We start from the raw sequence: 21,347 nt of genomic DNA on the forward strand, positions 1-21,347 counted from the left end.
AACACAGTAGTTAAGCTCGTAAACGCCGAAAGTACTTGGCTGGAAACGGCCTGGGAGGATAGGAAGTCGCTGATTAAGAAAATAAAGAAGACGCCGAAAGGCGTCTTTTTTATTTTCTCATTCAATATATTATTTTGGTCTGGCCGTTTCCAGCCAGATTGATCAAGTAGCAACTAAGTTATATATGATAAGGCTTGGGATAAGCAGGGCTCATGATTTAAAGGAGCAAAGCGACGCATAAATCATAGAGCATCGCTTAGTTCCTGGCGTAAGATTTTGAAGTCCTAAAGGGGCGCACAAAATCCACAGTCAGGAACAAAAGGGTAACGCATAAAAGCATTTGCGTAAGATTTTGAAGCCCCAAAGGGGCGTATAAAACCCACAGCTAGGAACACATAGGAAGTCGTACCTAATATGACTATATCTGTAATTTTTTTATCTTAATATACCTAAACTCTATAATTGTATAACATATATATGCTATCTCATAATGAGGTAGTTTTTTTGTATTTTTTTGTCCCATTCTATACAAAAACGTCCCACTTTGTAGTATAATATAAATAATATAAATAATATAAATAATATAAATAATAGGAGGGAATGGTAATGAAGAAAAGGAATATACTTAATTTAATAAAATACCATGTAGAGAAGAATGATAGTGCATTTAGAAATGAGAGTATTTCTATTGCTAGATATTTTGATAGTATTGGGGATCAGGATTTAGCTGAATATATCTTAGGTTTACTATCTGAATTACCTCAATTTAGCCCTCAGAGTATAGAAGTTAATAGTGAATTTTTAGAACAATTAGATACGACAAAATTGGAGGCCTTACATTTACCAATAGAGATTATGAATGATATAAAAGGTATCATTAATGCAGTAGGGCATAATGTAGGGATAAATAAATTCCTTTTTGAAGGGTATCCAGGTAGTGGTAAAACTGAGGCAGCCAAACAAGTAGCAAGATTATTAAATCGAAACTTATATAGAGTAGATTTGGAAAGTCTGATTGATAGTAAATTAGGTAAAACAAATAAAAATATTATTCAAGTATTTGATGAAATACATTCTCTTCCTAATGCTAGACAAGCTGTGATACTATTTGATGAAATTGATATCATTGCACTTGACCGAGTAAACTCTAACGATGTTAGAGAAATGGGGCGAGTTACGTCAACTATATTACGAGAATTAGATAGATTATCCGAAAATAATAAGGATATTATTTTAATTGCCACAACAAATCTATTTAATAATTTTGATAAAGCTTTACTTAGACGCTTTGATGCTACTATAAACTTTAATCGATATACAAAGGAAGATTTAATTGAAATAAGTGAATTTTATTTCTCGTCTTTTATTAAAAATTTTAAAGGGATCACTAAAGATATTCGACTATTACGTAAAATTTTAAAAGTAAGTGAAACATTACCATATCCGGGTGAACTTAAAAACATTATAAAAACATCTATTGCATTTAGTGATGTATCATCAGAATATGATTATTTAAAGCGATTATATAATGCCTTAATAGGAAATCTAGATTATAAAGATGTTTCAGACTTATATCTGGAAGGATTTACTGTACGTGAAATTGAAAAACTGAAAGGAGAGTCTAAAAGCACTGTATCTAGGAAACTACAAAAGGAGGTAGTATAGTGTGAATTATGTTCTGGAGTTAAAGAATAAACGATTTATACAAGCAGATAAGAAAAATATAGGTGGCGGAATTACTATGAATAGTAAAGTAGATGTTACCGTCATACAGTTAGATACTTTGATAAAGCAATTAAGTTCTATTCAAGAATTTTGGAAGAAAGAACATAAACTATTTGCAGGTCTTTTGGTAAGTGTTCATTATAATAAAATTGCGGCAAAAAGTAATCGTATTTCTGGATTATTTAAAGGTACAGATTCTAATAATGCCGTAGTAGGAGCTAAGTTTAGTGATGATAAGTCTAAACATATCATCACGTATTTTTTAGAAGATAAGGATCTTACAAGTAGTATTGAATTACTTTTACAAGTAAAAGTAATTTTAAATGAAGTATATACTGGAAGAATGAATAAAAATATATTAGAGAATGCTGAAAAAGTACATTCAAATATTTTTAAAAATTATCCGATTAGTATGTCTGTATTTAAAAGCGTGATTGCTGATGTTTCCTATATTGAATCGTTTGAAGTCGACCAACCAAAGTTAGTCAAAAGTCAAAGTATTGTTACTTTATATGATGTAAAAAAAGATATCAAAGTATTGTTAGATGAAATAGGAATAGACCCTTTACATGTGACTATGTTAGATGATCAAACTATATATTTAACGGATACGCAAGTGCAAGTTTTATTTGAAAATGCAGCGTATTTAGTTGCAATGGCTACTGTTGATATATCTCAATTGCCACCAGATGAATTTATAGATACATATGAAAGTTATAGGGTTACTATTCCAGAACCAACAATTGAGCCAACAATAGGAGTCATCGATACATTATTTGATGAAAGGGTATATTTTTCTGAGTGGGTAGAATATCATGATATGGTTTCTAGCGATATAGAGAAATCATCACATGATTATAATCATGGAACAGCGGTATCATCTATTATTGTAGATGGGCCCAGATTAAATCCGTGGTTAGATGATGGTTGTGGTCGGTTTAGAGTTCGTCATTTTGGCGTGGCTGTAGGAAAAAGTTTTTCATCATATACTATTATTAAAAATATAAAGAAAATTATAGCTAACAATAAAGATATAAAGGTGTGGAACATATCTTTAGGGAGTAGTTATGAAATTAATGACAACTTTATATCAGTGGAAGCAGCTACATTAGATAGGATTCAATTTGAAGAAGATGTTATCTTTGTAGTAGCGGGCACAAATAAGTCTAGTGAAGATATTGTAAAAATAGGGGCACCAGCCGACTCTATTAATAGTGTTGTTGTAAATGCAGTTACCAAGGAGGGCTTATCTACACCTTATACAAGAAAAGGGCCAGTGTTATCTTTCTTTGCTAAACCTGATGTAAGTTACTATGGTGGTAGTAAAGGTGAGTATATCCAAGTATGTGAACCAAATGGAGTTCATGGGGTTGCGGGTACATCCTATGCATCGCCTTGGATAGCTAGAAAACTTTCTTATTTAATCGATATACTAGGGTTACAGAAAGAAGTAGCGAAAGCATTACTTATCGATTCTGCGCGCGGGTGGAACGAAAATCTCGATCCTAATGTATTAGCTACTTATGGACATGGGATTGTACCAATTCATATTAACGATATTATTCAAACTAAAGACGATGAGATTAAATTTTTGGTATCTGATATAAGTGAAAAGTGGAATACCTATAATTATCACTTTCCAGTCCCTCTTGAAGATGATAAATATCCGTACATTGCGAAAGCGACTATGTGCTATTTCCCACTATGTGATAGATTGCAGGGTGTTGATTATACTAATACAGAGCTTAACTTACATTTTGGAAGAATAGGCAATAATAAAAAAATTATAGATATAAAAGGTGATAAACAAAACTCAGATATTGTATTTGATGAGGGTATATCCTATCTGAATGAAAAAGAAGCTAGAAAACAGTTTAGAAAATGGGATAATGTTAAATATATTTCTGAAAGCATCACAAAACGCATGAGAGCAAAGACTTCCTATGAGTATAAAAACTGGGGCATGGAAGTTAAGACGAACAATCGATTAGACCCTAAAGATGGAATTGGAGTACGATTTGGTGTTGTAGTAACATTAAAAGAAATGAATGGAGTCAATCGTATGGATGAGTTTATTCGAAATTGTGATCTAAGCGGCTGGGATGTAAATGTAATAGATGTGAAGAATCGAGTTACGATACATCAGAAGATGAATGAAGAGATTGAGTTTGAGTGATTGAATAGTGAGGTATAGGGATGAATACGATTGAAATATTCAAAAAGCAAATACAAGATATGATGAATACTGACTACCGTTCATTTGTAGAAGCTCTTGTTAGCATCGAAATAGGAGAGACTAATAAAGATGAATTAAGGGCTTTATATGATTCATATATGGAGACTGATAATGTAATTTTGTTAAATGAGTTTTTCTATGAATAATATCAGAACATCTATAATTTCATAAATACAAATATTAAAAGCTATACTTGATGAATTGGTTTCAAGTATAGCTCTCTTATCGTAAGCCACTGGAGCCTTGAATTTTATTTATAGATATGATCTAATAGAATATATAGGATACTTAGTAGGAGATAGGATATGGCACATCAAATTACTTCTGAATTAAAACGAGTAAAAGACTTATTAGATAATAAAGATCAATTTATTATTCCTGACTTTCAAAGGGGATTTGTTTGGGCAAAAAATGAGATTGATATATTATTTAATGACTTTAGGGAAGACTCGGATAATTTTACAATTGATCTTAACAAACTACCAGGATATTTGTTAGGAAATATAGTGTTTATTAATGATGAACAAGATATGAATCTTGCTTCTCAATATGAAGTTATTGATGGTCAGCAACGATTAACGACATTAACGTTAATTTTTTGTGTATTGTACGAGAAGTTTAATGAATTATATAATGCAACAAAAGATGAGCGTTGGATGTTGCAGTCTTCTAAATTTAGCGAATACTTTAGGGTTCTAAATACATACTCTCAGTTTAATGATTATAGAATTAAGCATGAAGAGGAATCTTTAAATAAAAATATCTATCAATCGATCATTAGAAATACTGGTTCAAATTACGGTGGTAAGGATCTAGATGAAGAATCTAATATCAATAAGGTCTATCAAGCCATAGATGAGCAAATAGATACTATTATAGCCGACGATGTGAATAAGCTATTTTACCTAAAGGAATATTTAGAAGTAAAGGTATATCTTATTGTAACTAAAGCACCTGATGTTGATCGTGCGTACCAATTGTTTGAAGTACTTAATAATCGTGGACTTATGCTTGAGCCCATTGATTTATTAAAAAATCATCTATTGCGAAATTTAAAAAAATGTGACAAAAGTGATATAGATTACTTTATGCTAAATTGGAAACAGTTTAGTGATCATTTAAAAGAAAGTGAAAAGAAAGTAGATACGACAACCTTTGTGAAGCACTTTTTACTGGGAACTCTTGGTAAAAAGGTAACGGGAAAAAATATTTTTAAATATTTTAAAGAAAAAGGTACAATGGAAAGCACTGAGATTTTATCATTGGCAATGCAATTAAATGAAGTAAGTAAAATTTATAGTAGTATAGAGGCTTCAGCTGTCAAAAATAGCTTTATTAATGATAGCTCTAACATGTATATTATTTTTAACTTACTAAAAACGAAGCAAAGTCACGCATTACTTATTCCGTTCTATCATGCAACGCTAGAGCAGAAAGAACGAGTATTAGATGTGTTAGTAAAATACGTAGCATCAGTCATTTTTTCTTTTACACATCCTAATAATATAGAAAAAGACCTACCAGCTTTAATGGAAAAAATATTAGTTAAGGATACAATTGAAGAAAAGGTAGCTGTTTTTGAATCTGAGTTGCAAATGATGACTAAAAAATATATTACCACTTTAAAAGCTATTTTACCGACAAAAAATTTAGCTGGACGCAACAAGAGAAAGCCTGATAAGGGAGGAAGAATCTTAAAGTTTATTGAGCTATACTTCAATCAGAATGAAAATATTAAAACATTGAAGAAAATCGAAGTTGAACATATTATGCCTTTAGAATCGGATATAGAAGATTATGGGTTCAAAAATACTGATGACTTTGATGAGTATTTGAATCGTTTAGGAAATTTAACCTTGCTTACTAAAAAGTACAATATTTCAGCCACGAATAAACAGTTTTCAGATAAGATAGAACATTATCGAGCATCAGAATTTTTAATTACAAAAGGCATAGTAGAAAAACTTTCTACACCGATAAAGAAAGAGGAAGCACGAGTAGAATTACAAAATCAGTATTTCAATGTAGAACGGGTTAATACAATTGATATTTGGAGTAAGGCACAGATAGAAAAAAGAAGTCAGCTATTAACAGATTTATTAGTAGAGATTTTAAGTAATAGCAATGAGAAATAACAGATAATGTAGGTAGAGTGTTTGGAGTAAAATATATGAATAAATGGAATTTTCCTGGTGGCTATGGCTTAATGCCACGAGGAGCAAATGAAGCTGGTATTGAGGCATTTTTAGATGATATTCCTATGTCTTTGGCAAGGGAAGTAATACAAAATTCTATGGATGCACATGATCCAGAAAATCCTAATCCTGTACGTGTCGTTTTTAGCATTTCAGATGAAGAAACTAATAAGATTATCGGAAAAACTGACTTATTAGAACGAGTACTTCCGAAAGCAATTAACTTTTGGCATGAAAAAAATGCTAGTGATACACATAAGTATTTGAAAGCGTTTAAAGCTGTATTTCAAGAACCATATATGAAGGTATTAAAAATTAGTGATTATAATACTATCGGTTTAAGACAGGCTAACTTTGATTCTCTTATTGAAGGCAGTGGTTATTCAGAAAAAGCAGATACCTCAGCAAGTGGTAGTAAAGGAATTGGTAAGGCAGCTCCTTTCGCAGCATCGAAGTTGCGGATGGTTTTATATAATAGTTTAGCTACAGAAAAAGGAGATATGGATCCTACAGAAAAGTTTGCAGGTGCTATTAACTTTGTATCCTACGCGGATGATACCGTTGATAATCATGTGAATGATTATGGAAAAGAGTTTATCACACAATCTAGAGGTTTATTAGAGAATGCACATTATTCTGAGTGTGAATTTATTGACCAACGAACCGAACATGGAACGGATTTATATATTTTAGGTTTAAAAAATATTGAATTTTGGGAAGAACAAATAGTTCTAGCTGTATTAAATAACTTCTTAGTATCTTTATATAAGGGACTTTTAGAAGTAGGAATTGGAAAGTATATAATTAAAAGAGATACATTAGGAGAGCTATTTAATTCCATTTATGAATCTAAGAGAGTAGGTCAATTTGAATTAAAAGGAAAATATAAGCAACAATTTTTCAAAAGCTACTCTTACTATAATACGTTACAACCAGAAAACCATATTAGCATCCAACTACCAAAAACGTGGATAGAAAAGTATGCATTTATTGATGCTAGTGATGACGGGCAGCTAGTTCTGTATAAAGATGATGAAGATGCAACTCGATGTATATTACAAACTCGTCGAAGTGGCATGAAGATTTTTGAGCAAAATAGAATTAGTGGAACTATTCCTTTTACAGGTGTCTTTATGGCAACGGGGAATAAACTGAATGAATTTTTGCGTAAATTAGAGAATGCTAACCATGATAAATGGAGTTTAGATAGAGCTAGTGATTCAGAACGTGTTCTAACAGATGAATTTTTTACCGATTTAAGAAAGTGGTATAAATCTTCTGTGGAGGAGTTTTTTGGAGCTCAATCTGATGAAAGTATCAATGCTTTTGGATTAAATGATTTATTGCCAGTTGTGGGAAAAGAAGATGAGAATGAACAAGGCCGAGAAGGCGGTATTAATCGCAGAGTAAAATCGGTTAAAAACAGCCATATTAGCTCAAAATCTACGAGGGTTGATGGTGATAGTGATGAAAAAATAATAGATGAGTTAGCTAGTGAAATGGAAGTTGGTCAGGGAAATACTAGTGGCGGTGGAAGTAGTAAAACAGGTGCTCCAGGAGGAGTAAAGGAAGATGCAACCTACGGTGCGGGTAATGAGCCAGGAGATAAAGGGGAAGAACTTGGAGGAGAAAAAGTCATTGGACACACATATCGAGAAATTGATAGCCCTAAGTTCCTTAAGTTAAAACTAATGGAATTAAATTCAAGAAATGGAGAGTATCGTTTTATTGCACTATCCAGTATTCCTAAGAATAAATTAGCCTTTGAATGGCAGATTGTAGGAGAAAATGGTTCTTCATATAAAACAGATATAGAAGTCAGCACATCCTCAACACATCAAATACTTAAAGATAAACGAAAAATTGTTGTTAGTGATATTCAAAAAAATGACCGTATTCAAGTAGACTTTAAGGTGAATACAAAAGGTAGAGTAAAAATGAAAGGCGTAATCTATGAAGTTAAATGCTGATTTATTTCCTTATCCAGTGCTTACCCCAGAGTTAGATGATTATATTGATAATACAAGTTTTGAAGTTAATAATTTGGAAGCACATATAGAAGGCTCTGATCTTGTATCTATACGTTGCATGTTTGTAGTACATAATAAGCAGTTGCAAGGATTATTGGAAAATAAAGAACTTGTGTATGCCATACATTTAGAAGGAGAAGTAAGTAGTTATAGAAAGTTAATTACTACTTCTGCAGAGAACCCATTTCTCAATATAAGTATAAAAAATGATGTATTACCCAAAAAGCTATTTGTAAACTGCTTAATTCTTGCTAATACAACTGTAAAAAACTATAGAAACGAAACATTTAATTCTTTATATTACGATGATACTTACGTAGTAGATACGCTATATAAAGGTGATATAGTAGCTTTTTTGCCAACTCAAACTTTTGAATTTGAAGTATACAATACAGCATTAGGACAAGACAGTATCTTTACTGTTTCAAAGCATAATGAACCATATATGGGTTTGGAATTAACGGGTGATAAAATAGAGGTTATATTACCCAAAGATATGTTTGATATATATAATACGTGTGGAAATGAAAGAGATAATAAGTCACTATTCATATCGGCTATTATCATGCCAGCTTTGATAGAGGCTTTGGGAGAGATAAGGAATGAAACAGTAAGCAGTGACTTACAATGGGTTTCATCAATATGTGATATTTTAGAACGTGAGAATATAGATTTGGGCAATAATTCATTGTTTGTTGTTGCTCAAAAATTATTGCAGCAACCATTTGATGATGTGATTAAAAATGAATTTAATACAGGGTATAAAGATGAGTGAAACTAGACTTAAAAAGCTTACATATTTGAAAGATAGTGCTTTAGAAGATTTCAAACAGAACTTTCAAATGCGTTATTATCCATTATACAAATTAGGAAAAGCTGAAGAATTAACTAAATCTGTATGTAGTAACAATAATGTTGTAGAAACAGATATAGAGTATGAATATATTCCACTTAAATTAGAGAGTGCAGAATATGATGCAGAAATTGTTAAATATAATATGAGAGCTATTTGGAATAGCCTGCATATACTAACTAGAACACAGGCGGAATTAGAAAAGATTTGGGTTGCATTAGCACATACAGACTATGTGGAGTATTCCATTGGATGTTATAATGCATTTGTTAAAAATGACGATGTAGAAAAGGAAGTTAAGAATCTAAAGTCCAGAACATATTTTACTAATGGATCAAAACGGTCATTAGCCATTCATAATTTGGCAAGTTATTGGTGGTTAGCTTATTATTTTATTGATGAGAAGCACAGTAATCCATTTCATTTATTAGATTTTTTAGTGAGTAAACAGTATCGTGGTAATGCGGTAGTATTATTATCAAGTAATATTGTTTCCACAAAAAGTATTGCTTTAGGTGTTTTGGAAGCGATACGTGAACTGGTAGAGGAAAAAGGCGTTACTAATAACCGTGATGTATATGCAAAAGCTACGGCTCTGCTTAATAAAATAGGCGGTATTCGTATTTTAGATACATTATCTCGTGAAGAAATTAAAGAGATTGTTCTTGAAAACTATCCCTACTAGTTAGATGAGAAAGGACTTCTTATGGAAACACCTTGAACAAAACACTCCACCCAACATCATACTAAGTCAGATCAAGACGTAATTCACACTCCTCATCCTACTATTATAGGCAAAAGTGATAATATAATTTTTCCACGTCCAGAGATATATCTAGCAGAGGTTCAGTTTGGCAACTCCAGAGAAGTAGGTACGTTCATTTGTGAAAAAATGGATATATGGGATGGAGACTTGGTCTATGTAACGGGTCCTATGCAAGACAAGATTGGCACGGCACGGGATTTAGACTATTTTTGTAAGATCCGACCTTCTAAATATGAACGTGTGTAGCAAAGATTGACACATCCTTATATGGTGAATTTTCTCCTATAGAACACCTATGGGTGACTTTTCAACGTAACAGTATTGAAAAGGATAAAATGCGCCTTTGGTTTCTATCGCCTTTGTCTGATGGTCCTTGTGTAAGTAATAGTGATATGGTTCCGCTTTCATGATTCAATTTAGATGGTTTCTCTATATCTTCTATTCGAGCAGAGCGTGGAGAAGGTTATTATGAAGAAGATCGTGTGGTTTATCTCTCTATCGATAAGGGAGAGGGGTATGCCATTGTACAAGGTTCTGAGTACTATGAGGTTACTTTCATCTATGAAGATGAGGAAATCAAAGCGAGCGTATGTAATTGCTATTGTGAGGGCCATTGCAAACATGAATATGCTGTATTACTACAGTTGCAGGACTTAGTGGCTGATTGGGCAGTAAACTTTGACGAGAATTACCCTAAAAAGGAATACTTTGCAGCGATTGATAAAACGGTAGCTTGGAATATGAATGTTAGCCGTAGACAGAAAGAAATCATTAGATTAACAGAAGATTCCTATGAGGGACTTATTATATATGAAGATTAAGGAGGACCCATGCGAGAACATAAACTTTCATCGGAAATGAAATTCGATGGTAAATTGATTAAGGTAACTTATGATGTAGCAGAGGTCAATGGCAAGGAAGCTTGGCGTGAGGTGGTACATCATCCAGGGGCAAGTGCAGTGGTAGCCATTGATGAAGACAATCGCATTATTATGGAAAAACAGTTCCGCTATGCATTGAACGATTATTTATTGGAAATTCCTGCCGGTAAATTAGATGCTGGTGAAGATCCTTTGGTATGTGCGAAACGTGAGCTAGAAGAAGAAACTGGCATTATCGCATCGGAATGGATTAGTCTTGGTACTATTGCAACATCTCCTGGCTTTTGTAATGAAGTCATTCATTTGTATGTGGCAAAAGGGCTTTCCAAAGGGGAAATCCATTGGGATGAAGATGAATATGTGGAAGTTGAGCGATATAGGTTCGACGAATTGCTACAACGCATTAAGGAAGAGAAAATCAAAGATAGTAAATCTTTATCCGCGTTGTTATTAGCTATGCCGTATTTGAAATAACGAAAGAATGCCTAGGAGTCTAACTTCCTAGGCATAGATTGTTTACGAGTGTTTAACAAAGAGGAGGTCTCTATGTTTAAACGAATTATAACTATCGTTACAGATAGTGTAGGAATAGGTCACAGCCCAGATGCAGAACGTTTTGGAGATACGGATGCTAATACCTTGGGCCATATTGAAGAGGCCGTAGGGCCTTTGCAGATTCCGAATTTACGAAAATTAGGTATCGGTAGGATTGCAGATATTACACCGCAACAAGATACAGTGGTGGGTGCCTTTGGTCGCATGCATGAACAAAGTACAGGGAAAGATACCACCAGTGGTCATTGGGAAATGATGGGTCATCCTGTGAAAGTTCCTTTCCCAACGTTTTATGATGGATTTCCACAGGCGTTAATGGATACTTTCACGAAAGAAACTGGCTATGGATTCCTAGGCAATGAAGCGGCATCGGGGACGGAAATCATTGAGCGCCTAGGGGAAGAGCATATGAGAACGGGGAAACCCATTGTGTATACATCTGCCGACTCGGTGTTTCAAATCGCCGCTCATGAAAGCATCATTCCTTTAGAGGACCTATACAAGATGTGCCAAATTACACGGGAACGAGTATGTATTGGGGATTACTATGTTGGGCGCATCATTGCTCGTCCCTTTGTAGGGGAGCCAGGTCGTTTTGTGCGTACCTCAAATCGTCATGACTATAGTCGATTGCCAGAAGGACGTTTCGTGTTGCAAGCCTTACAAGATGCGAAAGTGCCGACTATCGGAGTAGGAAAGATTGGAGATATATACGCTCATATCGGTTTGGATCAATCCTTTCCAACAAAATCTAATTCTCATGGCATGAACCTAGTAGCTGCCTTGTTGGGGCATAGTGCAGATGGTATACATAGTATACATGATAGATCTGATACTACGTTAGAAGGTAGATTTACTCATGGCTATCTAATGGTGAACTTAGTGGAGTTCGATAGCTTGTATGGACATCGTCGTGATGTACAAGGCTATGGTCGTGAGCTAGAAATGTTCGATTATCAACTAGGGGGACTGCTAGAACTATTGACGAAAGATGACTTGCTACTTATTACGGCAGACCATGGTAATGATCCGACTTGGAAGGGAACGGACCATACACGGGAACTTGTGCCAATCTTAGCGTACTCACCAGCTTTCACAGGCCCTATTGATCTAGGGGATAGATGTAGCTTTGCAGATATTGGACAAACTATATTGGAAAACTTTGGAGTTAAGGAATCATTTGTGGGGGAAAGTTTTTTACAATTATTAGCAAAATAAAGGATAGGCTTACTTTTTATATAGTTAGGCCTTATACTGAGCCCTGTGTTTTACCGGTGTAAGAATAGAGTGAAATAATAAAGCTAGACATAGCAAAAGAGGCTATCAGTACTGAAGAAATTTCTTCCTGACTGATAGCCTCTTTTTTGAGTACATGTACCTTCAAAATCTTACGCGCGTGTAATTTTATCAGAACGAAGGCAGCGTGTGCAAACGTTAACTCGTTTAGTTTCGCCGTCTACAATTGCTCGTACTCTTTGGATGTTTGGTTTCCAAGTTCGTTTGGAACGGATATGGGAATGAGAAACATTCATACCCGTAGTAGTGGATTTACCACATACTTCGCAAAGGTTTGCCATTTGTTTCCACCTCCAAAGTGTTTACTACTAATATAACATATGTATTTTATCATAAAAGGGCATAACAATGCAAGTGCATTTGTTCCTTTTAGATAAGATTATACTAGCTTATTAACTATATACTAAAATAGTAAACACTGTCAAATTTTATTAAAATATGACTTGCGTTTAATTTAAACAAGATGTATAATTTAATCATAGAAGGACACTTTGTTATATAACCTAACTCACGTAACTCTTTTACAAAGTGCCCTTCTTTTTTTGCACCTATTTTTAGGCAGAGTTCATATTGTATTGTCTCTCTATGGTATAATATAAAATATCAAGTAGCTGCTACGTATGATAGTGTGTCATAGGATAGATACACACATAGATGCATACCATACATAGATACAGTGAGGCTGGTTATGACAGAGTATTAGCGAGTGTTTACAGCATGGCGATTCTTATGTATTAAGCAACCAATACAAATTAGTCATGTAGCAGGCTTTCAGAGTTGATAGAGTAGAGGGTACTTTTAGAAAAAAGGAAAGAGTACAGATAGAATATGAACGAACAATTGCAATCTATAAAGAGTGTGGGACCGCAACGAGTGAAACAATTGAATAAATTAGGAATCTATACGGTAACAGGTTTGTTGCATTATTTTCCACGTACTTTTGAAGATAGACGGCAAGTGTATACGATCTGTGAAGCTCCTATAGGAGAGATGGTAGGTGTGACAGGGCAGGTATTACGGGTCAGTGAAAAACGCCCAAGACCACGTATGCATATTTTAACGGTTACTCTATCTGATGGAATACGTCAATTAAACTTGACATTTTTTAACCAAGCCTATAAGAAAAACTTTTATAAACTAGGTCAACAAATATATGCCTATGGGAAGATAGAACATACTTATGGTGCGTACCAAATGAATACACCACAAGTGGAAATGATAGAAGAAGGACAAGTCATAGACCGTGGTATTGTACCTGTCTACGGTTTGACGGAAGGTATGAAACAGTGGGGGATTCGCGTAGCCATTAAAAATTGGTTTGACCATAATGGCACTTTAGAAGACGTGGTCCCTCAAGATGTGATGGGAGACAAGTTTACCATGAGCCGTTATGATGCCTTTCGAGAAATGCATTTTCCTACATCGTGGGAACGCTACCAAGAGGCACGTGCACAATTAGCCTATGAAGAACTATGGATTATGCAAATGGGATTGTTACTTCTAAGAGCTCACGAGCAAGGTCAAGGAGGCTTTCCTATGACAAAGAATGGATCTTTGGTGGAACGAGTTAGGCAAGGCTTACCATTTACTTTGACAGGGGATCAAGAAAAAGCATTAGGGGAAATTGCTAAGGATATGGAGCAGCCTCAAGCTATGCAGCGGTTAGTACAAGGTGATGTAGGTTCTGGTAAAACGGTAGTAGCAGCTTTGGCGTTAGCTAAAGCAGTAGAAAATGGATTTCAAGGGGCAATTATGGCGCCGACGGAAATTTTAGCCACACAACATTTTGAAAGTTTTCAGGAACTCTTTCAAGATGCTTTGATACGAATGGCATTGTTAACGGGTTCAACGAAAAAAAAGAAAGATCTCTATGAAGCTTTAGAACGAGGAGATATCGATGTCTTAGTAGGTACCCATGCATTGATTCAAGATAGGGTTATATTTCATCAATTAGGTTTGATTGTAGTGGATGAACAACATCGATTTGGTGTAGAGCAGCGTGCGAAACTACAACGAAAAGGAGACCATCCTCATGTGCTAATTATGACGGCAACCCCTATACCACGGACTATGACCTTATCCATTTATGGAGATTTAGAAGTTTCTTTGATTAAGGAAATGCCTCCTGGTCGTAAACCAGTGAAGACCTATGCTGTGGATTCTTCCTATAAAGAGCGATTGTTACATTTTTTTGAAAAAGAAATGCAAGCGGGTCGTCAGGTCTATGCCGTGTGCCCATTAGTGGAAGAGTCTGAAAAAATGGATTTGCAAGCTGCGGAACAGATTGCTTATGAATATAAAGAATACTTTGAGCCACACTATCGTGTAGGTTTGGTGCATGGTCGCATGCGTCCAAAGGAAAAAGAAGAAATTATGGATGCGTTCTATCGTCGAGAGATTCATTTGTTAGTATCGACTACGGTGATTGAAGTAGGCGTGAATGTGCCGAATGCGACGATTATGTGTATCCATAATGCGGAGCGGTTTGGTTTATCCCAGTTGCATCAATTGCGAGGTCGTGTAGGTCGTGGATCAGCACAGGCCTATTGTATTCTGATTAGTGATAGTAAAAATCCTGATAGCAAAACTCGACTTTCACTGATGGAACAAACGCAAGACGGATTTGAACTAGCAGAACAAGACTTGCTTATCCGTGGCACAGGGGAATTATTTGGCTTGGCTCAGTCAGGTCTGCCAGATTTGAAAGTTGCGAACATTATCAAAGATATACCGATTCTTGTAGAGGCACGTGAAGATGCGAAGGCTTATTTGCAAGCTCATGGCTTTGATGAAGTGCAAGAAATATTACGACATCAAATGGAATCTCGTTTTGGTCCACAATATATGCGTATTTTGTATAGCTAAAGTTGTTTATTAAGGGCTATCTATGATACAATAAGGTGAGATTTTATCTGTAGCATGGTGCTATAGATATCTAGTGGTGAGGGAGGAAAGACTCATGCCTATTATTCATGTAGAACTTGTTGAAGGTCGTACTTTTGAACAAAAGAAAGCTCTTGGCGAAGCGATTACAAAAGCAACTGTAGAAACTGTAAAAGTACCGGCAGAAGCAGTAAAAGTAATTTTCGTGGACATGAAAGCTGATAACTATATGGAAGCTGGCGTTATGCGCTGCGAAAAGAAATAATTAGGAAAATTACCTACCAGAAGGATAGGTCTATGACAGGGTATAGTCTCTTTCATATGTCCTGTCCTTCTTGTTTACATACTAGAGTAGATGAGGTGAATGGTGCAGAATCAAATACATGTGCTATCCGTCCCAATTGATGTGGTAACGATGACGGAAGCCGTAGATAGAGTGCTTTCATTAGTGGGACAGCCAAAATTACATATGGTGGCAACGGCCAATGCAGAAATGATTATGATGGCACAGGATGATCAAAGATTGTTAGAGGTTCTGCAACAAGCGGATCTCGTTGTACCGGATGGAGCAGGTGCTTTATGGGCAGCTGAGCAACAGGGACAGCGTTTTCCAGAACGAGTGACAGGTTGTGACCTATTGCAACAGTTATTGAAGGCAGCTAAAGCACATAATATAAAGATATATTGCTTAGGTGGAGCTGAGGGAGTTGTCAAAAAAGCCTTAGAAAATATGACAGCAGAACTTGGAGAATTGCCGGTAGTGGGATATCATTCTGGATATTTCACAGCGGAGAAAGAAGTAGACATTCTTGATGAGATTCAACGTAGTGGCGCTCAATTAGTGTTTGTTGCCTTTGGGGTGCCGAAACAAGAGTTTTGGATTCAAGAAAAATTAGCCCGATTAGATGGTGTAGTCGCCATGGGAGTGGGCGGTTCTTTCGATGTATTAGCGGGCATGTTGAAACGAGCTCCTGTATGGATGCAAGAAAACCGCTTAGAGTGGTTATATCGATTGGCATTGCAACCGAAACGTATCATTCGTATGTTAGCATTGCCTAAATTTATGTGGACTGTATGGCGCCATAAACATTGATACAGTATAGTTGTATCTTGTTGGAGCTATCACTAGTTAAGAGAGGTTTAGTATGGGTTTGATTGTTAAAGAAGGATATCCTTTAATCGGTGCTTGTCTTGTTGTGACAGCACTGGTAGGCTACTTTCTATCATGGTGGTTAGGAATTATACCATTTGTACTGGCATTATTCTTTACTTATTTTTTCAGAAATCCTAATCGCCGTATTCCTCATGATCCAAAGGTGTTAGTATCACCTGCAGATGGGAAAGTAATGGAAGTAGTAGAGGTGTTTGAGGACACATATTTACATCAACAATGTAAAAAAGTAACGATTTTTTTATCTGTTTTTGATGTCCATGTGAATCGGGCTCCAATGGCAGGTGAAATTACGTTTCGACAATATACAGAAGGTCGTTTCTTACCTGCCTATAAAGATTCAGTAGGATATGAAAATGAACGTCATACAATTAGCATTAAAAATGACAAGATGGAAATTGTGGTGACACAGATTGCGGGCTTGTTGGCTAGACGTATCGTGTCTTGGACAGATGTAGGAGATACCTTGGAGCAAGGTACCTTGTATGGTATGATTAAATTCGGTTCTTGCACAGAGCTATTTGTTCCATTAGACGTAGAGATTTGCGTCACAAAAGGGCAACATGTAGTTGGTGGAGAAACGATTATTGGGAGGGTGAAAGATGAATAAGTCTATATTTCCCAATCTTTGCACAGCAGCAAATTTAGCCTTCGGTGTGATAGGCATTAGTTTATCTGCTACAGGTAATTTTACTTGGGCAGCCATATGTGTGCTTTTGTCCTTATTAGCCGATGGTTTAGATGGACGTATTGCTCGTGCTTTGGGTGTTTCTGGAGATTTTGGCCGTGAATTAGATTCTTTAGCCGATGTAGTTGGCTTTGGCGTATCTCCAGCTTTTATGCTGTATATGATGAGCTTGGATCACTATGGTTGGTTAGGCTATGTGCCATTGTTGGTATTCTCTGTATTAGGGGCTTTCAGATTGGCACGATTTAATATTATGACGGAAGAAGTACACGGTTACTTCCAAGGGTTACCAATTCCTGCAGCAGGTTGTATGGCCGCTACCTATGTGTTAAGTGGTGTTCGTATTCCTGATGTGGCGTTGATGATAGCTATGATATTCGTAGGTTACTTGATGGTCAGCAATGTGCATCATCCAGATTTCAAAGGGAAAGGTAGCGATCCAGTGCAACCCATTGCCGTAGGTATTACCGTAGGCTGCGGCGTATTTTGCTTATTAATGGATTATCGCTCCTGGCCGGTATTGATTTTTGTATTATATGCTGTATATGGTATTAGTAATACTATCATCAACAACATTCGTAAATAGGAAGGAACTAGGATGAATTACGTTTGGTTTGACCTAATTATGATTCCCATACAGGTAATTATCGTATTTTATACCTTGTATTACTTTGTGTTGATGGTCTGTGGCATGTGGCATAAAAGTGATAAAACAGAATGTCCGCCGAAACATTCCTTTGCTATTATTGTCTGTGCCCATAATGAAAGTGCCGTGATAGGTCAATTGGTGAATAATCTACAGGTCTTAGATTATCCTCGCCACTTATATGATATCTTTGTGGTGGCAGATAATTGTAAAGATGACACTGCCAAGATTGCCCGTGAAGCTGGTGCTGAAGTGTATGAACGTTTTAACACAGAAGAAGTGGGTAAAGGATATGCCATGGGCTGGATGTTTGACAAAGTATTCGCCATGGAACGCAAGTATGATGCATTCGTAATTTTTGATGCGGATAATCTAGTGCATCCTCATTTCCTCTATGAAATGAATCGTCATTTGGAAAAAGGGGAGCCAGTGATTCAAGGGTACTTGAATGCGAAGAATCCAACCGATACATGGGTAGCTGGTACCTTTGCCATTGCCTTTTGGATGGTCAATCATATGTGGCACTTGGCGAAATATAACTTGGGACTTTCCACAGCCTTGGGTGGTACAGGTATGTGTATTCGTACAGATATTATCCGCGACTATGGTTGGTCATGTAATAGCTTGACGGAAGATATGGAATTTTCCTTGAAACTGTTAATCCATGGAGTGAAAACAACATGGGCGCATAATGCTATCGTCTATGATGAAAAGCCATTGACCTTTATGCAGTCTTGGAATCAGCGAAAACGTTGGGCTCAAGGGCATTTTGATACAGGAGAACGGTATATTCCGAAACTCTTTGTGCAAGGTATTAAGAAAGGAAAATGGACGATTCTAGATGGGATTGTGCAGATTACACAGCCCTATTTCTTGTTATTGTCAGCCTTTTATATTATTATGACCTATATCAATGGTATTGTACCGTTGTATACGAATATTATTTACCAAATTTTGCCAGTACAAGTATGGCAGATTATTGGTATTGGACAATATTTATTTCCACTTATTGTGTTAGCACAAATTAAAGTGCCACCAAAAGTTTGGATCTATTATCTATTGTATCCACTATTCATCTATTCTTGGGTACCCGTTACCTTCTTAGGATATTTGAATCGCCACGATAAAGTATGGTCTCATACACAACATACTCGTGGGGTAGAACTAGGGGAAGTGAAACTAACCCGTATGGGCGATACCAGTCGAAAAACAAAAGAATAAGATATGATAAGAGCAACAGGATGTGAAAATTCTGTTGCTTTTTTTGTAATAAGAAAGTGCTTACTATTCTTAAAATTTACTCTACGCAGTGCCCATTCTCTATGCTATAATGTATATTACGTATCAAATAATGTAGTATATATTATTCATAATGGAAGGGAAGACAAATGATGCCACCAGAGTTAGAAGAACCGCATCAAGGGCTCGGTTCAAGACAGAAAAAACGTATTATAGGAGTCAAACCAGGTCAGTTTGTGAAAGGCCTTGATGGGCTAAAAGGATTAGCCATTCTAGGGGTCACGATCTTTCATTTATTTCCCCATGCAGCCAGTGGCGGGTTCATGGGGGTTTCCCTTTTCTTTGTATTGTCGGGATATTTATTAGCTTTCACCACGAATCAACAATGGAAGTTGGGGAATTACAGCGTTTCAAAATTCTTTCAACGTAGGGCAGAGAGGATTCTCATCCCTTTAGTGTTGATGGTGTCAGTAGTGCTAGGATTGTGGCATTTGCTGTTACCCGACAAATTAGCGGGCATACGCCCAGAAGTATTTTCCATTTTGCTAGGCTATAATAACTGGTGGCAAATCGCACAAAATGCAGATTATTTTACACGGCTAGTGAACACATCGCCATTCACCCATATGTGGTTTATGGGGGTAGAAATTCAATACATTGTCATTTGGCCAATTCTATATTGGATCTATACAGCACTGAAAAGACAATGGAGTTATAGCATCGGTCTAGTATGGATGTTGGTGTTAGCATTAGGTTCCTCTGTCATTATGCCTCTACTATATACAGAGGGTATGGACGTATCTCGTTTTTATTACGGCACAGACACACGGCTATTCGCATTGCTATTGGGTGCCTTTTTGGGATTGCACCGGAGTGAACAAAAACTATATCCTTTGGGCACTATGAAAGGAAATGTTATCAGCAGTGTACTCCTACTGGTAGGTATCATTGTAACAGTGCTAGGGTACATCTATTTAGATGGGCAAAGCCCTTCTCTTTACACCTATGGCATGGTAGCATTTATTTGTCTATTTGGGTTCATGGTGTGGTTAGTAGAACGTCCTAACACGCCACTTGGAAAACTGGTTGATGTGCCACTCCTTGCATGGTTTGGTAAACATAGTTATGGATTATTTTTATGGCAATATCCAATGATTTATCTCTTTGAACATATGGGTTTCATGGAATATTTTGCATCACCCATAGCCTACTATATCGTCTTAGTATCGGCTATCATAGGCCTTACACTTTGGTCTGAAGCGGTGACGAATTGGTGTGTCCGTCAACATAGTGTCCGTGCCATTGTGGATGTCGTTCGTTCCTACTATGTGAAAGTTGTTTCTATCGTGGGGGCTGTTTGTATTGTCCTAGGCATGTATGCATTTGCCACAGCATCAGAAGAGAAGCAACAAGACGTGACTGAATTGCAAGTGCGATTGGCGAAGAATGCAGAATCCCAAGCTGAAGAAAATGCGAAGGTCATCGACCTTTCTACTGTCAGCGATCCACAAGATATGGTGCATATGGCAGCCATTGGTGATTCCGTTATGCTGGGTTCCGCTCATGCGTTGCGGCAGGACTTTGCAGGTATCCAAATTGATGCCAAAGTATCTCGCTATGTAGGGGCAGGTTTAGGGATTGCAAAACAAATGGATGCGAATCAGCAACTAGGCAATGCGGTACTCATTGGTCTTGGTACCAATGGTCCTATCACAGGGTACTATGAAGATGAAACAAAAGCATTGGTGCAGTATTTAGGGTCCAATCGTCAGATTTTCTGGATCAACAATTATGCGCCAGGCATCCAATGGATTGAAGCCAATAATACATATTTAACTAAGCTTGCCAAAGAACATCCGAATGTGCATATCATCGACTGGGCTAGCCTAGCAGCAAAACATCGTAACTGGCTTGGAGATGACGGTATCCATCCTAATGATACAGGAGTGAAAGAATACTCTAAATTTATCCATGATGAAGTAAAAAAAGTATTGCTCCAACAAGCAGAAACAAATAAAAAACAGAAAAAGCGCTAAGCACTTATCTTACGATAAGGGGAATTAGCTAGACATGCCAATATATAAGGGTTGTAACAATATGTAGATTCTACATCTTTGTTATGGCCCTTTTTTGATTAATTACTTCTAAAATAGCACTACTAGTCAACGTTGACTGGTAGGAGT

General features: G+C 36.3%; 18 protein-coding genes. 17 read left to right on the forward strand and 1 reads right to left on the reverse strand.

Annotation, left to right across the window (positions count from 1 at the left end; genetic code table 11):
• The first annotated feature begins 606 nt into the window (after positions 1-606).
• From EO113_RS00005 to EO113_RS00050, 10 genes are all read left to right on the forward strand, one after another.
• A complete protein-coding gene (locus tag EO113_RS00005; RefSeq protein WP_127135150.1) occupies positions 607-1,665 on the forward strand; it encodes an ATP-binding protein in 1,059 nt (352 codons plus the stop codon).
• 1 nt (position 1,666) lies between these two features.
• The gene (locus EO113_RS00010; RefSeq protein ID WP_127135151.1) at positions 1,667-3,901 is read left to right on the forward strand and encodes a S8 family peptidase; all 2,235 of its coding nucleotides are present in this window, start codon (positions 1,667-1,669) and stop codon (positions 3,899-3,901) included.
• A gap of 20 nt (positions 3,902-3,921) precedes the next feature.
• Positions 3,922-4,107 (forward strand): hypothetical protein, encoded by a 186-nt coding sequence (locus EO113_RS00015; protein ID WP_127135152.1) that lies wholly within the window; start codon positions 3,922-3,924, stop codon positions 4,105-4,107.
• 159 nt (positions 4,108-4,266) lie between these two features.
• The gene (locus EO113_RS00020; protein WP_127135153.1) at positions 4,267-6,096 is read left to right on the forward strand and encodes a DUF262 domain-containing protein; all 1,830 of its coding nucleotides are present in this window, start codon (positions 4,267-4,269) and stop codon (positions 6,094-6,096) included.
• 35 nt (positions 6,097-6,131) lie between these two features.
• Positions 6,132-8,126, forward strand: a complete 1,995-nt coding sequence (locus EO113_RS00025) for a hypothetical protein (RefSeq protein ID WP_127135154.1) — start codon at positions 6,132-6,134, stop codon at positions 8,124-8,126.
• On the forward strand, positions 8,110-8,961 hold the full coding sequence (locus EO113_RS00030) for a hypothetical protein (protein ID WP_127135155.1): 852 nt from the start codon (positions 8,110-8,112) through the stop codon (positions 8,959-8,961). Before EO113_RS00025 ends, EO113_RS00030 begins: the two co-directional genes overlap by 17 nt.
• The gene (locus EO113_RS00035) at positions 8,954-9,724 is read left to right on the forward strand and encodes a DUF6339 family protein (RefSeq protein WP_127135156.1); all 771 of its coding nucleotides are present in this window, start codon (positions 8,954-8,956) and stop codon (positions 9,722-9,724) included. The genes EO113_RS00030 and EO113_RS00035 overlap by 8 nt, the downstream gene beginning before the upstream one ends.
• A gap of 563 nt (positions 9,725-10,287) precedes the next feature.
• Entirely contained in the window at positions 10,288-10,626 is a 339-nt protein-coding gene (locus tag EO113_RS00040) for an SWIM zinc finger domain-containing protein (RefSeq protein ID WP_127135157.1), read from the forward strand.
• A 9-nt stretch (positions 10,627-10,635) separates the two neighbouring features.
• Positions 10,636-11,160, forward strand: a complete 525-nt coding sequence (locus EO113_RS00045) for an NUDIX domain-containing protein (protein WP_127135158.1) — start codon at positions 10,636-10,638, stop codon at positions 11,158-11,160.
• Positions 11,161-11,232: 72 nt separating this feature from the next.
• A complete protein-coding gene (locus EO113_RS00050) occupies positions 11,233-12,459 on the forward strand; it encodes a phosphopentomutase (RefSeq protein ID WP_127135159.1) in 1,227 nt (408 codons plus the stop codon).
• A 170-nt stretch (positions 12,460-12,629) separates the two neighbouring features.
• Here the strand turns inward: EO113_RS00050 and rpmB are convergent, their stop codons facing one another.
• On the reverse strand, positions 12,630-12,818 hold the full coding sequence (gene rpmB / locus EO113_RS00055; RefSeq protein ID WP_038144954.1) for a 50S ribosomal protein L28: 189 nt from the start codon (positions 12,816-12,818) through the stop codon (positions 12,630-12,632).
• 547 nt (positions 12,819-13,365) lie between these two features.
• Here rpmB and recG point away from each other — a divergent pair.
• The 7 genes from recG (at position 13,366) to EO113_RS00090 (ending at position 21,200) form a co-directional block, all read left to right on the forward strand.
• Positions 13,366-15,402, forward strand: a complete 2,037-nt coding sequence (gene recG / locus EO113_RS00060; RefSeq protein ID WP_127135160.1) for an ATP-dependent DNA helicase RecG — start codon at positions 13,366-13,368, stop codon at positions 15,400-15,402.
• A gap of 94 nt (positions 15,403-15,496) precedes the next feature.
• On the forward strand, positions 15,497-15,685 hold the full coding sequence (locus EO113_RS00065; protein WP_009353866.1) for a 4-oxalocrotonate tautomerase: 189 nt from the start codon (positions 15,497-15,499) through the stop codon (positions 15,683-15,685).
• A 102-nt stretch (positions 15,686-15,787) separates the two neighbouring features.
• Complete coding sequence (locus EO113_RS00070; RefSeq protein WP_127135532.1) at positions 15,788-16,513, forward strand: WecB/TagA/CpsF family glycosyltransferase; 726 nt, start codon at positions 15,788-15,790, stop codon at positions 16,511-16,513.
• 52 nt (positions 16,514-16,565) lie between these two features.
• Positions 16,566-17,201 (forward strand): phosphatidylserine decarboxylase family protein, encoded by a 636-nt coding sequence (locus EO113_RS00075; RefSeq protein ID WP_127135161.1) that lies wholly within the window; start codon positions 16,566-16,568, stop codon positions 17,199-17,201.
• Positions 17,194-17,865 carry a CDP-diacylglycerol--serine O-phosphatidyltransferase gene (gene pssA, locus EO113_RS00080; protein ID WP_127135162.1) on the forward strand — a complete coding sequence of 224 codons (672 nt, stop codon included), beginning with the start codon at positions 17,194-17,196 and terminating at the stop codon, positions 17,863-17,865. The genes EO113_RS00075 and pssA overlap by 8 nt, the downstream gene beginning before the upstream one ends.
• 12 nt (positions 17,866-17,877) lie before the next feature.
• Complete coding sequence (locus EO113_RS00085; protein ID WP_009353839.1) at positions 17,878-19,146, forward strand: glycosyltransferase family 2 protein; 1,269 nt, start codon at positions 17,878-17,880, stop codon at positions 19,144-19,146.
• A 167-nt stretch (positions 19,147-19,313) separates the two neighbouring features.
• Positions 19,314-21,200 carry an acyltransferase family protein gene (locus EO113_RS00090; protein WP_127135163.1) on the forward strand — a complete coding sequence of 629 codons (1,887 nt, stop codon included), beginning with the start codon at positions 19,314-19,316 and terminating at the stop codon, positions 21,198-21,200.
• Positions 21,201-21,347 lie beyond the last annotated feature (147 nt).

Origin of the sequence: Veillonella sp. 3913 (assembly GCF_003992235.1) — a bacterium.
In the GTDB taxonomy this organism is placed as follows: domain Bacteria; phylum Bacillota; class Negativicutes; order Veillonellales; family Veillonellaceae; genus F0422.